The 14843-nt window shown below is 74.6% G+C and carries 12 protein-coding genes; 6 read left to right on the top strand and 6 right to left on the bottom strand.

Annotated features, from left to right (window positions below; translation table 11 throughout):
* The first annotated feature begins 205 nt into the window (after positions 1 to 205).
* On the top strand, positions 206 to 964 hold the full coding sequence (locus tag ACSIH6_RS02610; RefSeq protein WP_435106276.1) for a 3'(2'),5'-bisphosphate nucleotidase CysQ family protein: 759 nt from the start codon (positions 206 to 208) through the stop codon (positions 962 to 964).
* 127 nt (positions 965 to 1091) lie between these two features.
* A complete protein-coding gene (locus ACSIH6_RS02605) occupies positions 1092 to 1631 on the top strand; it encodes a DUF1707 SHOCT-like domain-containing protein (protein WP_435106154.1) in 540 nt (179 codons plus the stop codon).
* Between the two features lie 70 nt (positions 1632 to 1701).
* On the opposite strand, the gene ACSIH6_RS02600 is transcribed toward ACSIH6_RS02605, so the two are convergent.
* Positions 1702 to 2196, bottom strand: a complete 495-nt coding sequence (locus ACSIH6_RS02600) for a DUF3145 domain-containing protein (RefSeq protein ID WP_435106152.1) — start codon at positions 2194 to 2196, stop codon at positions 1702 to 1704.
* A 307-nt stretch (positions 2197 to 2503) separates the two neighbouring features.
* Here ACSIH6_RS02600 and ACSIH6_RS02595 point away from each other — a divergent pair, with 307 nt between their 5' ends.
* The 3 genes from ACSIH6_RS02595 (at position 2504) to ACSIH6_RS02585 (ending at position 5870) form a co-directional block, all read left to right on the top strand.
* Complete coding sequence (locus ACSIH6_RS02595; RefSeq protein ID WP_435106150.1) at positions 2504 to 3148, top strand: RNA polymerase sigma factor; 645 nt, start codon at positions 2504 to 2506, stop codon at positions 3146 to 3148.
* A complete protein-coding gene (locus tag ACSIH6_RS02590) occupies positions 3145 to 3573 on the top strand; it encodes a hypothetical protein (RefSeq protein WP_435106148.1) in 429 nt (142 codons plus the stop codon). Before ACSIH6_RS02595 ends, ACSIH6_RS02590 begins: the two co-directional genes overlap by 4 nt.
* Before the next feature lie 227 nt (positions 3574 to 3800).
* Entirely contained in the window at positions 3801 to 5870 is a 2070-nt protein-coding gene (locus tag ACSIH6_RS02585) for a CHAT domain-containing protein (protein ID WP_435106146.1), read from the top strand.
* A 5-nt stretch (positions 5871 to 5875) separates the two neighbouring features.
* Here the strand turns inward: ACSIH6_RS02585 and ACSIH6_RS02580 are convergent, their stop codons facing one another.
* The 4 genes from ACSIH6_RS02580 to ACSIH6_RS02565 form a co-directional block, all read right to left on the bottom strand.
* On the bottom strand, positions 5876 to 6529 hold the full coding sequence (locus ACSIH6_RS02580) for an MBL fold metallo-hydrolase (protein ID WP_435106144.1): 654 nt from the start codon (positions 6527 to 6529) through the stop codon (positions 5876 to 5878).
* Between the two features lie 94 nt (positions 6530 to 6623).
* Positions 6624 to 7445: an enoyl-CoA hydratase-related protein gene (locus tag ACSIH6_RS02575; protein WP_435106142.1), complete on the bottom strand. Its 822-nt coding sequence runs from the start codon at positions 7443 to 7445 to the stop codon at positions 6624 to 6626.
* Positions 7446 to 7814: 369 nt separating this feature from the next.
* Positions 7815 to 8393, bottom strand: a complete 579-nt coding sequence (locus tag ACSIH6_RS02570) for a DUF5998 family protein (protein ID WP_017565276.1) — start codon at positions 8391 to 8393, stop codon at positions 7815 to 7817.
* 86 nt (positions 8394 to 8479) lie between these two features.
* Positions 8480 to 11200: a bifunctional acetate--CoA ligase family protein/GNAT family N-acetyltransferase gene (locus ACSIH6_RS02565; protein ID WP_435106140.1), complete on the bottom strand. Its 2721-nt coding sequence runs from the start codon at positions 11198 to 11200 to the stop codon at positions 8480 to 8482.
* Positions 11201 to 11501: 301 nt separating this feature from the next.
* Between ACSIH6_RS02565 and ACSIH6_RS02560 the strand changes: the two genes are divergently transcribed.
* On the top strand, positions 11502 to 12437 hold the full coding sequence (locus ACSIH6_RS02560; protein ID WP_435106274.1) for a carbohydrate kinase family protein: 936 nt from the start codon (positions 11502 to 11504) through the stop codon (positions 12435 to 12437).
* Between the two features lie 105 nt (positions 12438 to 12542).
* On the opposite strand, the gene ACSIH6_RS02555 is transcribed toward ACSIH6_RS02560, so the two are convergent.
* Positions 12543 to 14714 carry a RecQ family ATP-dependent DNA helicase gene (locus ACSIH6_RS02555; RefSeq protein ID WP_435106138.1) on the bottom strand — a complete coding sequence of 724 codons (2172 nt, stop codon included), beginning with the start codon at positions 14712 to 14714 and terminating at the stop codon, positions 12543 to 12545.
* Positions 14715 to 14843: the final 129 nt, after the last annotated feature.

Here is a 14843-nt window from a genome sequence, read left to right as displayed (position 1 = left end):
CGGAACCGGGGCCGGTGGCGGCGGGGTCCGCGGTGACGGGGACACCCCCGGGTCCGCCGGAACCGTGACCGTCGGCGGTGTGGATAAGGACGGTGCGCTCGGGAAGTCCGGTACGAACGGTGCTGTCGGCACTGCCCGTACGGACGGTGCGACTGGTGCTGTTGAGGCTCCCGGTGGCGCCGGTGCGCACCCGCTGGCCGAGGCGATGGCGGCGGCGGTCGTGGAGGTCGGCGGCCTGCTGCGCGGGTGGCGCTCCGACGCGGACGCGCGTAGCGGGGTGTGGGAGGGCAGCCAGTTCAAGGCCCGGGCCGACGCCATGGCGCACCGGGCCCTGTCCGAGCGACTCACCGCGATCGACGGACGGATCCCGGTGGTCAGTGAGGAGGACCCCGAGTCGCTGCGCGGGGAGCGGCCGCCCCGGTACTGGCTGATCGATCCCGTCGACGGGACCGCCAGCTACGTCCACGGGTTCCCCGGGTACGTCACGCAGGTCGCGCTGGTGAGCGGGGGACGGCCGGAGGCGGCCGCCGTGTTCGCCCCCGAGACCGCGACCCTCTACACGGCCGCGCGCGGCCGTGGCGCGCGCCGGGACGGACGCCCCCTGCCTCCCCCGATGCCCGCCCGGCCGGGAAGGGGCGTGCTCACCGACAACACCCCGCGGCCGGAGGGGGTCGCCCGCCGGGTCCGCGACCGCTTCGGCTACGGCGGGTACCTGGAGAGCGGCAGCATCTCGCTGAAGCTGTGCCTGGTCGCCGAGGGGTCCGCGCACCTGTTCGTCAAGGACGTGCCGGTCCGCGACTGGGACGTGGCGGCGCCCGCCCTTGTCCTGGAGGAGGTGGGCGGCCTGGTCACGCGGCTGGACGGCAGCCCGTTCGACTACCGGGGGTCCTACGAGCACACCGGGCTGGTGGGCGCCGCCGACCCCGCCGCGTGCCGGGCCGTCTCCGCCTGGCTGGCTCCCTGAATCGCGTCCCGCGGGCCGTCCCGGGACCGCGGACCCAGGGTGGCGACTCACTTTCCGTGTATCCCTTTTCCACACCGGGTGCGGCGCGTATCGTGTGGTCACCAACTCGCGCCTTTGGGGGTGGGAAGTGGAGGACGAACGCCTGCCGCTGCACCAGATGCGCGCCTCGGACGCCGAACGCGACCTCACGGTGGACCGCCTCACCACCGCGTTCGTCGAGGGCCGCCTGGACCACGAGGAGTACGACCGCCGGGTCGGTCTGGCACTGGGCGCGCTGCTGCTCGGCGAACTGCGCCCGCTGACCGCGGACCTGCCGGTGTCCCCGTCTTCGGTGCACGGGGTCCCGTCCGCGCGGACCGGCGCCGATCCGCGGCCCGTGCCCCCGTCCGGGGCGGCCCGCACCGATCCGGGGTCCCAGCGCGGCCTCCGGGACGGCCACGAGCCCCCCGACGCGGGCGACCTGTCGCTCCTGGGCGCCCCCTGGCGCGAATGGGGCGACGAGTGGCGCTGGTGGACGGGTGTGGCGGTGATCCTGACGAGCGTGTGGGGCGTGGTCAGCCTGATGGGCGGCGAACTCGTGCCCTACTGGCCGCTGGTGCCGCTGGGCATCTGGGCCGCGGTCCTGCTCGCCTCCGCCATCTGGCCCAGTGAGGGGGAGCCGCCCTGACGCGGCACGGTCCCCGCCCCCCGTGGGCGGCCGACGCTTCGCGCGCGGCCGGGCCCGCGGCGGAAGGGGGTCAGCCCGCGGCGTGGAGCCAGCGCACCGGAGCGCCGTCGCCCGCGTAACGGAAGGGTTCCAGCTCCTCGTCCCAGGCACGGCCGGTGAGGCGTTCGATCTCGGCGGCCAGCTCGGTGCCGTCGGCCGCGGCCCGCTCCACGGCCATGCGCAGTCGGCCCTCGGGCACGAGGACCTCCCCCGCCGCACTGGTGAGGGCGGTGAACATACCGAGGGACGGCGTGTAGCTGTAGCGCACGCCGTCGCAGCCGGGCGACCCCTCCTCGGTCACCTCGAACCGCAGGCGCTGCCACGTGTTCAGCGCCGAGGCCACCGAGCCCGCGGTGCCCGGCTTCCCCTGCCAGTTGAGCTCGGCGCGGTGGTTGCCGGGTGCCGCCGGTTGGGCGACCCAGTCGAGTTTCACGGGTACTCCAACGACGCCCGCGACCGCCCACTCGACGTGTGGGCACAGCGCCGCTGGCGCGGAGTGGACGTACAAGACGCCACGTGCGGACACCGAACCTCCTGATACGAACGAGTGCGCTTCCCCGACGCCCTCGTACCACGAGAAGGTTGCATACCCGCCTGAATGCTTTTGCCCCATTGTGCCCCAAGGGCACCTTGAGAACCAGCGATCACTTTGCTTTTTCCAGCGTTCCTCCTACCTCCTGGAGCCCCAGAAGCTAGCGTGAGCCCCGGCGAGCGGGAGTCTGATCATAGTGGGGGCGGGTGTGCCAGACCAGTCACACGAGGACATCCATGACAGCCAGACACCTCCTCAAACCGTACTTTCGACCTTTTCTGGGGAGGAAGCACCCCCACCTTTGCCGGTTCCGGCCACAACCGGCGGTGATACAGCCGGGCCCAATCCGGCCAGGGACCACGGCGAGGCCGACGCGGCCGCTCCCAGCGACGCCGAGCTCGTACGGGGCGCCTGCCGGGGCGAGCACAGGGCGTGGGAGGCCATCGTGGACCGGCACCTGCCGGTCGTGAACGCGATCGCGCGCTCCTACCGCCTGTCCGCCCCGGACCGGGAGGACGCGGTGCAGACGGTGTGGCTCACCCTCAACCAGCAGCTGCCCCGCCTGCACTCCCCCGAGCGGCTCCGCGGCTGGCTGCGCCGGGTCGCCCACGACGCCTGCGGCCGACAGCGCCGCCACAGCGCCCGCGACCAGCCGGTCGATCCCCAGAGCCTCACCCGGGTGTCCCTCGCGGAGGTCCCGGGCCCCGAGGCGCAGTACCTGCGCAAGGAGGAGCACGAGGAGCTGCACCGCGCGATCCGGCGGCTCACCGACCCGGGAGAGCGGCGGGCCGCCCTGCGCTACCTCGACGGGGCCGCCGGGCTGCCCGTGCCCTCCACCCCCTGCGACCCGGAGGCCGCCGACGGCCTGGTCCACCCCCGGACCGCCGCGAACCAGCGCCGCCGCATGCTCCGCAGACTCCGCCGCCTCCTGGAGGAACCCACATGAGCGACCACGACGACCCGGCCCGGGCCCTGGCGGGGCGCGCCGCCGCCCTGGCCGCCTTCGACCGCGGCGACGACGGCGCCGACGTGGCGGCCCTGACCGGGGAGAGGGCTCCGGCGGGCGAGGTGCTGCGCTCGGCGGACGAGGGCGCGAACGGCGTGCTGGTCACCTCCCTGCGTTTCGAGCACGGGGACCTCACCGTGGACCTGCGGGTCCACACGCACGGTCGGCTGCGCTCGCTGTCGGGGCTGGCCACGGGGGAGTACGACCACGCGGTCCTGCGCGTGCGCCGCCCCGGCTCCGGGGAGGACCTGCGGATCGGCGATGACGGCGGGTTCGCGCTGTCCGGCCTGGCCCGCGGCCCGATCAGCCTGGCGCTGTTCAGGGCGGGACGCCCGCCGGTGGTGACCGGCTGGTTCACCGTCTGACCACGCGGGCTGCCGGGGCACCGGTGATCCCATGCGTCACAGAAAAGGGAAAGGCCGAACCCGGATTGCAGACAGACGCGAACCGGCTCCTGATGATGGCCCTTCGACCGGCTTCGTCCGGGTTCGCGTCAGCCGAGTTGTCCACAGGCGGGCGCAGCCCCTCCCGTGCGCCCTCCGGCGCTGCTATCACTGGGTGCGGCCCGCCCCCTCGGTGAAAGGCATCGGACGTGTCCCTGCGCGCCCAGCCATCCCCCCTCGCCCCCGAGTCCCCCCTCTCCACCGCCTGCCCCGACCACCACGCGCTGCGGTCCGGCAGATCCCTGCTCGCTCGCGTGAGCCACGGGGTACGGCTGGCGCAGGGCGGCATGTTCGAACAGACCGCGGCGCTGCTGGACGAGGCCCACCGGCGCCTGCGCGGCCACCCGGTGGCCGAGTCCGCGACGGTGATGCCCGGAGTCCTGCTCAACCTGGGTCTGGCGCAGACGCTGTGCGGCCGCTTCCCACAGGCCGAGGAACACCTGCGCGAGGCCCGGTCCCTGGCCCGGGAGCGCCGGCTGCCGCTGATGGACCTGGTCATCCGACAGAACCTGGGCTGCCTCAGCCTCTACCGGGGCGACGCCTCCACGGCCATCGCCACCTTCCACGGTCTGACCGACCGGCTGCCCTCCGACCGCAGGGAGGCGCTGCACGTGGACCTGGCCGAGGCGCTGTTGGCCGAGGGCCTGGTGGAGGAGGCGGCGACAGCGCTCGCGGACGGCCCCTGGGCCGGGAGCTCGTCGGCGAACACCCTGCTGGTGGAGGCCAAACTGCGGCTGCTGCGGGGCGACCACCACCACACGGTCGAGCTCACCCGCCGGGTACGGCACTCCTTCGGCACGGGCTCGCTGTGGTACCGGCTGGCCACCCGCCTGGAGAGGATGGCGCTGCGTGAGGGCCGGACCGCCTCCCCCGTGGCCCGGGCCAGGAACGCCCTGGCCGTCCGCACGCCCCTGGCCGCGCCGCGGCCGTCGGGGACCGGAGCCGCCCAGCTGGCCCTGGACACCCTGGACGCGCACACCTCCCTCGCGCCGGGCCCCTGGCTGGCGGGCGCGGTGAGCGACCCCCACGTCGTCCGCGCGGGCCTGGAGAGCGCCTTGCGTGCCGGGGAGGCGACCACCGCCCTGGAGTGGGCGGAGCTGGCCCGGGCCTGGGCCGCGCCCCACGTCCCCGGTCCCCGCGTGCACACACCGGCGACGGCCTCACTGGCCGACCGCTACCGTGCGGACCTGGTCCGCGGCCGCGACCCGCACGCCCTGGCCCGGCGCCTGGAGTCGGCCCGCTGGCAGGCGCACCACGGGGTCCCGGGCGCGCGCCGCGCCCCCGCACCTGCGCCCGTGGCCGGTGCGCTGCTGGAGCGGCTGGGCGACCGGGCCTTCGTGCGGTACACGCGGGCGGGCGGGGACGCCGTCGCGCTCGTGGCCGCGGCCGGACGGGTCCACGCCCGCGTCCTGGGGCCGCTCCCGCGCGTGGCCCGGACCCTGGGCCGGTTCGTCCATCCCGTGGCGCTTCCCCGGCACGCGGGCGAGGCGCGGGAGGCGGCCGACGGTGCCGCCCGCGTCCTCCTCGAACCGCTGTTGGCACTGGTCGGCGACCGCCCGCTGGTCGTGGCCGGTGACGCCTACCTCGGCGATCCCCCCTGGGGCATGCTCCCCGCGCTGCGGGGCCGTCCGCTGAACCTGGTGCCCGGCGCCGGGTTCTGGCTGGACCGGACCCGCTCCGGCGTTCCCGCGCCCCGCCCTCCGGAGCGGGTGCTGCTCGTGGCGGCGCCCGAACCGGACGGGGCGGCACGCGAGGTGGCCGCGCTGGCCGACGTGTACCCGGGGGCGCGCGTGCTCTGCGCCGACCGGGCCCTGCGCTCCGACGTCCTGGCCGCCCTCGACCGTGCCGACCTGGTCCACCTGGCGGGGCACGGGCGCGTCCCCGGCCGCTCGCCCATGCTCGCCTCGGTCGGCCTGGGCGACGGACCGCTGCTCGCCTGCGACCTGGCCGGACTGCCCCGGGCCCCGGACACGGTGGTGCTGTCGACCTGCTGGAGCGGCCGGGGCTTCGCGGACCGCGCCGGGGCCCCGCTCGGGTTCACCGGCGCGCTGCTCGCGGCCGGGGTCCGCACGGTGGTGGCCAGCCCCGTCCCCGTCCGGGACGCGGGGACCGTCGAGGCCATGCGCCTCTTCCACCGTGCGCTCGTCGCGGGCGTCCCCGCGCCCGAGGCGGTGGCTGTCCACCTCGGGCGTACGGGGTTCTGCTGCTTCGGTGCCTGAGGCCGCTACCAGCCGCGCTCGCGCCACTCCCCCAGGTACGGGCGCTCGGCGCCCAGGGTGGTGTCGCGTCCGTGCCCGGGATAGACCCAGGTGTCGTCGGCCAGCACCCCGAACAGGCGCTCCTCCACGTCCGCGAACAGGACGCGGAAGTCGTCGTCGGACCAGGTGCGGCCGACGCCTCCAGGGAAGAGGGAGTCCCCCGTGAACAGGTGGGTGTGGCCCTCGGGGTCGTCGTAGCGCAGGGCGATCGACCCGGGCGTGTGCCCGCGCAGGTGGATGACGGTGAGGTGGCACTCCCCGACCGGGACGCGCGTCCCGTGCACGACGGGCTCGTCCACGGAGACCGGGAGCTCGTCGCCGTCGTCGGGGTGGGCGACCGTGCGGGCCCCGGTCTGGCCCACGATCTCGGCGAGGGCCTGCCAGTGGTCCTGGTGGCGGTGGGTGGTGACCACCCGCGCCAGGCCCTCCTCGCCGATCAGCTCCAGGATGCGGTCGGGCTCCGCCGCCGCATCGATGAGGACGGCCTCGCCCGTGGCCTGACAGCGCAGCAGGTAGGCGTTGTTGTCCATGGGGCCGACGGCCAGTTTGGTGATGGTCAGGTGCGGTAGTCGTCGCAGGTCGGCGGGACCGCCGACCCTGGTATCTCCGGAGTAGCTCACCCGACCATTGTGGCCCGCGTCCGGGAGCGGACGCACCCGGGTGGCACGGGTGTGCGGCCGCGGCGGGCCCGGGCGGGGCGCGCCGCGGCCGGGGTCACCTGGCCCAGCGGGGCGCACGCTTGTCGAAGAAGGCGGCACGGCCCTCTGCGGCGTCCTCTCCGGCGAAGAACTCGGCGGACAGCTCGCCCATCCGGGCGAAGGCCCCGGCGCGCCGGTCCGGGGCCGCCAGCGCGCCCGAACCCAGTTCGCCCAGGAGCTCCTTGGTGCGCGACAGCGCGCGCGGCGCCGAGCCCCGCAGTCCTTCCAGGATCGCGTCCACGGCGTGCGGCATGTCGCGGTCGGGGACGGCCTGGGTGAGGAGGCCGGCCCTGGCGGCGGCGGAGGCGTCGAACAGCTCGCCGGTGAGGAAGTAGCGGCTGAGCTGGCGCGAGTGCATCCGTGCGGACACCGGGACGGAGATGATGGCGGGGACCACGCCGATGCGCACCTCGGTGAAGGCGAACGTGGCGCTCTTGGGCGCCAGGGCGATGTCGGCGGCGGCCACCAGCCCGATGCCCCCGGCGCGGGCGGCGCCGTTGAGCACGGCGACCACCGGTTTGGGGGCGCCCATGATCTGCTCGAAGATCTCGGGGAGCTCGGGCGCCGGTTCGACCGGGACGCCCCGGAGGGCCGCGCCGACCTCCTTCAGGTCGGCTCCCGCGCAGAACACCGGGCCGGTGGCGGTGAGCACGACGGCGCGCACCTCGTCGTCGGCCACCGCCTCGGCCAGGGCCGCGGACAGCTGCGCGCGCAGTCGCGCGGACAGGGCGTTGCGGTTGCGGGGGGAGTCGAGGGTGACCGTGGCGATGGAGCGCTCGACGGCCAGGCGTACCAGGGGCGTGTCGTCCGAGGGGGTCGGGGACGGGTGCTGCGTCATCGCAGGCGGGCCTTTCTCAGGGTCCAAATTCGCGGGTGCTGGAGAGGGGGGAACGCGCGCGTGCCTGTCGCGGCGCGCGTACGCGCCCGGCTCGTGGCCGGACGCGTCCCGCTCTGTGGCGTCGTGCACGAATCCGGTTCCACCCTAGACAACCGGATCGTCAGGACACCACGTCTGTTCACACCCTGCTTGTTAAGTCCCGCTCACGGGTGGCCGCGCGTGTGACGCGACGGAGCGGCGCCCTCGGGCCGTCGTCCCCCGCCACCGGCTGCCCGGCGCGCGGCGCCCGCGCCGCGGCGGACCCCGCCGCCGGTCGGCCCGACCCATCCCGGAGGAAGCGGTCGAGGCCCCTCCGCGATCCCGGCGCTCTCAGGGGCGGGTGGTCGCCTCGGACAGGGCGTCGGCGAAGTGCATCATGGCCGACACCGCCCCGGCGCCGTCCGCGGCCTCGCTGACCCTCAGGGTGAGGGGCTCGGCGGTGATCGCGCCGGTGTACCCGTGGTCGAGCTCGCACTCCTCGTCGGCGCAGGCGGCCGGTTCGAGGTCGATGTGAGCGATCGCACCCCAGTTCACGGACAGGTTGACGCTCAGCACCAGCTCGCTGGGCATGCTGCCCGGCGTGTACTGGGCGGGGTTGGGCACCACGCGGGTCAGGGCGACCGACTGGATGTTGCCCAACTGGATGCTGTCGGTGGTGGTGGAGGCGTGCGAGGTGCCGCCGGGCTCGGTGGGCGGGTGCTCGTCGGTGTGGCACACCACGAGGCGGGTCGCGGTCAGCAGCATCACCGTGATGTGCCGCCGCATCTCCATGGCCGGGTCGAAGGTCGCCTCGTGGTGCACGATGAACGCCTCGGCGCCCTCGTTACCCAGGGCGGTGGCGACGGCGTCGATCACGAGCGCGGGGTAGTACCCGCTGCGTTCGATCTCCGTCCGCCAGTCCGTGGACACGGCGCGTGTTTTCCTCATACTCCTATCCTGCCCCTTTCCCGTGACACTTCGCGACCGGGACGTGAAACGGGATGCCCATCCCATGATCAGAACGTCACCCCGCGCAGTCGCCGGGGCCCGGCGTCGGGCCGCACGTCGGGGGCCTCGCGCAACCAGATGCGCGCGCCCAGCACGTGGGCGCCGGTGGCGTTGACCAGGACCGGGTCCAGGTCGACGTAGCCGATCTCGGGGAAGGCCTCCACCAGGCGCGAGACCCGGACGAGGAGTTCCTCCAGGGCCTCCACGTTGGGCTGCTCGGCGAGCGAGGTCGCACCGGCGGGCAGCCCGAACAGCAGCGGGGCGGCCCGCACGGCGTGGATGAGGTCGGCGGCGTCCATGTCGGTGAGCGGCGCCAGCCGGAACGCCCGGTCGTCGAGCAGTTCGGCGGTCACGTCCGCCAGCCCGAAGGAGACCACCGACCCGAAGGACTGGTTGTCGCCCGCCCGGATGACCGTGGGCACCCCGGGGGCCACCATGCGCTGCACGACCAGCGAGGCCTCGTCGCCGAAGCGGTCGTGCAGGGCCGCGAAGGCGCTGCGCACGTCGTCGGGGGTGCGCAGGTCGGCGCGGACGAACGTGCCGCCCGCGCGCAGGCGCAGGTCCGGCGAGTCGGCCTTGACCACCGCCGGGTAGCCCAGCTGGCCCGCGGCCACCACGGCCTCCTCCTCCGAGGTCACCGGGATGTCGGGGTAGGCGGAGATGCCGTAGCAGGCCAGCAGGTCACGGGCGTCCTCGCCGGAGATCGCCTTCTCCTCGTCGTAGCGGCGCTCGCCGCCGAACCAGGCGACCTCCTCGGCCGAGGGCGTGGCGTTCTTGAGCGCGCGGACGATGGTGGCGCGGGCCCGGGCCCCGTCGATGTCGGGCAGTTCGGGGTGGCGTCCGGGCCTGCGGTCGCGCCACTGGGCGTAGCGGGTGGCGTAGGCCAGGGCGCGCACGGCGTCCTCGGGCGAGGGGTAGGAGGGCACCGAACCCCGCAGGGTCTGGCCCCGCTCGCCGACGCGGCGCAGCTCCTCGGGGACCCCCTGGCGGGCCAGGTAGGTGGTGACGACGGGCTTGGTCGAGTCCAGGGAGCGGGCCCGCAGCACGCGGGCGACGTCGTCGGAGATGGGGTGCAGCGCGGGGACGAACACGACCACGACCGAGTGCACGTCCTCGGCGGCCAGGGCCGTCTCCATGGCGCGGTCGAAGTCCTTCGCGGTGGCCTGGGGGCCGAGGTTGACCGGGTCGTGCGGCTTGAGCCCCTGACGGACGGCCGCGTCCTTGACCAGCAGCTCCAGGGAGTCGGAGTTGCCGATGATGCCCACGCGGGGCCCCTGGGGCAGGGGCTGGTAGGCGAACACCTGGGCGGCGTCGAACATCTGCGTGATGTCGTCCACCCGCACCACCCCGGCCTGCTGGAACAGCGAGGTGACCGCGTAGTCGGGCAGGGAGAGCCCGCCCGCAGCGTGGCCGGTGGGCGTGGTCCGCGCCGAGCCGCCGCTGCGCACCGCCACGACCGGCTTCTGCTTGGCCAGGCGCCGGGCCAGACGGGTGAACTTGCGCGGGTTGCCCAGCGACTCCAGGTACTGGAGCACCACCTCCGTGGCCGGGTCCTCCTGCCAGTACTGCATGAGGTCGTTGCCGGACACGTCGGCGCGGTTGCCCGCCGAGACGAAGGTGGACAGGCCCATGCCGCGCTCTGCCACGCGCTGGAGGATGGCCCGGCCCAGGGCGCCGGACTGGGAGAAGAACCCGATCGTGCCCGCGGGCGGCAGGTCCGGGGACAGGGTGGCGTTGAGCGAGATCCCGGGGTCGGTGTTGGCGATGCCCAGGCAGTTGGGGCCGACCACGCGCATCCCGGCCGCGCGGGCGGTGCGCACCAGCTCGTCCTGGCGGGCGCGGCCCTCGGGTCCGGTCTCGCCGAATCCGGAGCTGACCACGACCAGGCCGTGCACGCCCTTGTCGGCGCACTGCTCGACCACGTCGACGACCATGTCGGCGCGCACCGCCACGACGGCGAGGTCGACCTGGTCGGGGATGTCCAGGACCGAGGGGTAGGCGCGCACGCCCACGACCGCCTTGGCCTCGGGGTGGACCGGGTAGACCGGGCCCTGGAACTCCCCGCCCAGGAGGTTGCGCAGGGCGGTCTGGCCGATGGTGTGCGCGGTGCGGCTGGCGCCGATGACCGCGACCGAGTTCGGGAAGAGCAGGCGGGCGATGGAGCGCGACTCGGCGCGCTGTTCGCGGGCCCGCATGACCTCGGTGGAGTCGTCGGTGGGCTGGAGGTCCAGGGTGAGGCGGATGACGCCCTCGTCGAAGGTCTGCTGGGCGGTGTACCCGGCCTCGCGGAAGACGTTGATCATGCGCCGGTTCTCGGGCAGCACGTCGGCGATGAAGCGGCGCATGCCGCGCTCACGCGCGGCCGCGCCGATGTGCTCCAGCATGACCGAGGCCAGGCCGCGGCCCTGGTGGGCGTCCTCCACGACGAAGGCGACCTCCGCCTCCTCCGGCGCCACCTTGTCGTAGCGCACCACGGAGACGAGGGAGTCGGAGATGGTGGCGACCAGGGCCACGCGGTCCTCGTAGTCGACCGTGGTGAAGCGTTTGACGTCGCGGTCGGAGAGCTTGGGGTAGGGAGCGAAGAACCGGTAGTAGATGGTCTCCGGGGAGAGGCGGGCGTGGAACTCGCGGAGCAGGTCAGCGTCTTCGGGGGTGATGGGGCGCAGGTGCGCGGTGCCTCCGTCGGTCAGGACGACGTCGGCTTCCCAGTGGTTCGGGTAGGACTGCACGACTGCGAGACTAGACGACAAACGGCCGAATCCGGGGAAAGTCCGTGCGGGCGGCGCGAAAACCCCGCTCGGGACCGCGCACGGTGTGTCCCCTGACTCCCGGAAGTCGCGGGCCGGGGCCAGCGTCCCCGGCCGCGGACCGGATCGGCCGTCCAGTAGGCGATCGCGGCTCCGCGGGATGTCCGGAGGCGGTGTGGCCGGGGTGCTGTCACTTCGTTACACGCCGCTGACGGTTGACCTGTTAACGTCGTGCGAGCACGGATTCTGATAACCCTCGGTGGTGGCTGGCGAAATGACACGAGTGGTCGTGATCGGTGACCTGATGACCGACGCCGTCGCGCGCGCGTTCCACCCGTTGGCCCGCGGCAGCGACACTCCGGCGTCCGTGATCATGTACGGCGGCGGGTCGGGGGCGAACATCGCCTCGTGGCTGGCCGTGGAGGGCACCGACACCACGTTCGTCGGCCGCCGCGGCTCCGACATCACCGGGCGCACCCGTGAGATGGAACTCATGGGCTACGGCCTGGACTCGCGGATGGTGATGGACCCGGAGCGGCCCACCGGCACCTGCGTGGTGATGATCACGCACCGGGGCGACCGGACGATGCTGAGCGACCCGGGCGCCAACGCCCGCCTGCAACCCGAGGACCTGCCCCGCGACGTGTTCGGCCCGGACGGGCACCTGCACGTGTCGGGGTACACGCTCATCAACGACGACTCCCGGCGCGCCGCCCGGGTGGCGCTGCGGATGGCCCGCGAGAGCGGGATGTCGATCTCGGTGGACGGCGGTTCGCACGCGCCGCTGGAGCGCGCGGGCGCGGAGAACTTCCTGGACTGGACGCAGGGCGCGCGCCTGCTGTTCGCCAACGTCGACCAGGCCCGGGTGCTGACCGGCCGTGACGAGCCCGAGGCCGCGGCCAAGGTGCTGACCGCGTGGTACCCCAACGTGGTGCTCAAACTCGGCGGGCAGGGCGGCCTGTGGGCGTCCAAGACCCGCGACGACTGCGTGACGGCGCCGGCCGAGCCGGTGGACCCGTCCCCGGGCTCGGTGGGCGCCGGTGACGCCTTCATCGCCGGGTTCCTGCCCGCGTGGCTGCTCGGCCGCCACCCCAAGGAGGCACTGGGCCGGGCGCACCGTCTGGCGGCGCGCGCCCTGCACCAGCCGGGCGCCCGCCCGGACCTGGGCGAGGGCCAGCCGGTGCGCCGCGGCGCACCGCGCGGCCAGCGCATCCGCTGAGTCCCAGCGACCAGGGCTTCGGGAGCCCGTCCGCACGGCCAACGCGTCCGCCCGCGGCGGGACACCCCCGTGGGACTCCCGCCGCAACCGCGGCCAGGCCGTCGCTCACCCCCCTGCGGTGGCCAGGGTGAGCGGCAGCACCTGGGGCGCCCCGGCTCTGCGGAGCAGGGCGGCGCCCACCGTGAGGCTCCAGCCGGTGTCGGTGATGTCGTCGACCAGCAGCACCGGCCCGGGGGTGTGCTCCTGTAGCCGTGCCATCCGCTCGGTGAGCTCCTCCCCCGCCACGAGGGCTGCGTGGACCTGTTCCAGACGCATGGCGCTGTTGTGCCTGCGCGGCCCGGTGCCCCGCTCGGTGCGGTACTCCAGCGCCCCCACGGGCGTCAGCCGCCCGAGCCGGGACAGCCGCTCGGCCAGGTCGGTGATCATCCCGGGGCGGGTGAGCGAGGGCATCGCCACCACGCCGACGGGGCGCCGCTCCCAGTTCCAGTCGGCCAGGACGCGCACCACGCCCTGGAGCACGCGCTCGTCCACGGGCGCGTCGGGGGCGTCGGCGGCCAGGACGCGGCGCAGCTCGTTGCCCCAGCCGATGTCGGTGATGCGGCCCAGGGCACGGCCCTCCCCCGCCCGCAGCCCCTCGGGGATCTTGCCGGACAGGTCCACGCCCAGGGTGGCCATCCCGGTCGGCCACTGGCGCCGGGGCGCGATGGGCGTGCCGGGCCGGTCCAGGTGCTCGGCCGCGGCCTCGCGCCGGGTGGAGTCGACGTCCGCGGGCCAGTACTCGCCCGTGCACACGTCGCAGCGTCCGCAGGGGACGGCCTGGGGGTCGTCCAGCTGGCGGCGCAGGAACTCCATCCGGCAGGTGTCCAGGTCGAGGTAGTCGAGCATGGCGCGCTGCTCGCGCTCGCGCGCCCGGCTGACGGCCGCGTAGCGCTCGGCGTCGTAGGTCCACGGCTGGCCGGTGGCCTCCCAGCCGCCCCGCACCCGGCGGACGGCCCCGTCCACGTCCAGCACCTTGAGCATCTGCTCCAGGCGGGTGCGGCGCAGGTCCACCCGGGTCTCCAGGTGCGCGACGGACAGCGGCCCGCCCGCCTCGGAGAGCGCGTCCAGGGTCTGGCGCACGGTCTGCTCGGGCGGGAAGGACAGTCCGGCGAAGTACTCCCAGATGCGGGTGTCCTCGCGGCCGGGCAGCAGGACCGCCTCGGCCCGCCGCACGCCGCGCCCGGCGCGGCCGACCTGCTGGTAGTAGGAGATCGGGGACTGCGGGGCGCCCAGGTGGACGACGAAGCCCAGGTCGGGCTTGTCGAAGCCCATGCCCAGCGCGCTGGTGGCGACCAGCGCCTTGACCCGGTTGGCGAGCAGGTCGTCCTCGGCCTCGCGGCGCTCGTCGGGATCGGTCTGGCCGGTGTAGGCGCGCACCTCCATGCCCTGCTGGGCGAGGAAGCGGGCGGTCTCCTGGGCGGCGCTGACGGTGAGCGCGTAGACGATGCCCGAGCCCTGGATCTTGGGCAGGTGCTCGGCCAGCCAGCTGAGCCGGGCGGTGGGGTCGGGCAGCCTGACGACGGCCAGGCGCAGGCTCTCGCGCTCCAGGGACCCGCGCAGGACCAGGGTGTCGCCGCGCTCACCGCCCGCCTGGAGCTGCTCGGCCACGTCGCGGGTGACGCGCTCGTTGGCGGTGGCGGTGGTGGCCAGCACCGGGACGCCCTCGGGCAGGTCGTGCAGCAGGGAACGGATGCGCCGGTAGTCGGGGCGGAAGTCGTGCCCCCAGTCGGAGACGCAGTGGGCCTCGTCGATGACGACCAGGCCCGCCCCCGCGGCCAGTTCGGGCAGGACCCGGTCGCGGAACTCGGGGTTGTTGAGGCGCTCGGGGCTGACCAGCAGAACGTCGACCAGGCCCGCGGCCACGTCGGCGTAGGCGTTCTCCCAGTCGGTGGTGTTGGAGCTGTTGATGGTGCGCGCGCGGATGCCCGCGCGCTCGGCCGCGGCGATCTGGTTGCGCATCAGCGCCAGCAGCGGGGAGACGATGACGGTGGGGCCCGCCCCCTCGGCGCGCCGCAGGGCGGTGGCCACGAAGTACACCGCCGACTTGCCCCAACCGGTGCGCTGGACGACGAGGGCTCTGCGGTGCTCGGCGGCCAGGGCGTGGATGGCGGTCCACTGGTCCTCGCGCAGCCGGGCGGAGTCCCCGGCCAGGGCGCGCAGGTGCGCCTCGGCGCGCTCGCGCAGCGCGCCGTCGGACGCGGCGGTGGAAATGGTGCTGTCAGGGGTGGGTGTGGCCATACGTCCCTTGGTACCAGAGCCGGGGGGCGGTCGAGCGGTTGTCCACAGGCCCGGTTGCGCGCGACGGGGACCCAGCCCGTGTACCCGTCCCGCCTCGCCCCGCCCCACCCGGCGCCGGTACGCCCCGGA

The sequence above is a fragment of the Nocardiopsis synnemataformans genome, assembly GCF_965343085.1.
In the GTDB taxonomy this organism is placed as follows: domain Bacteria; phylum Actinomycetota; class Actinomycetes; order Streptosporangiales; family Streptosporangiaceae; genus Nocardiopsis; species Nocardiopsis alborubida.
This window is presented reverse-complemented; position numbering and strand designations above follow the sequence as displayed.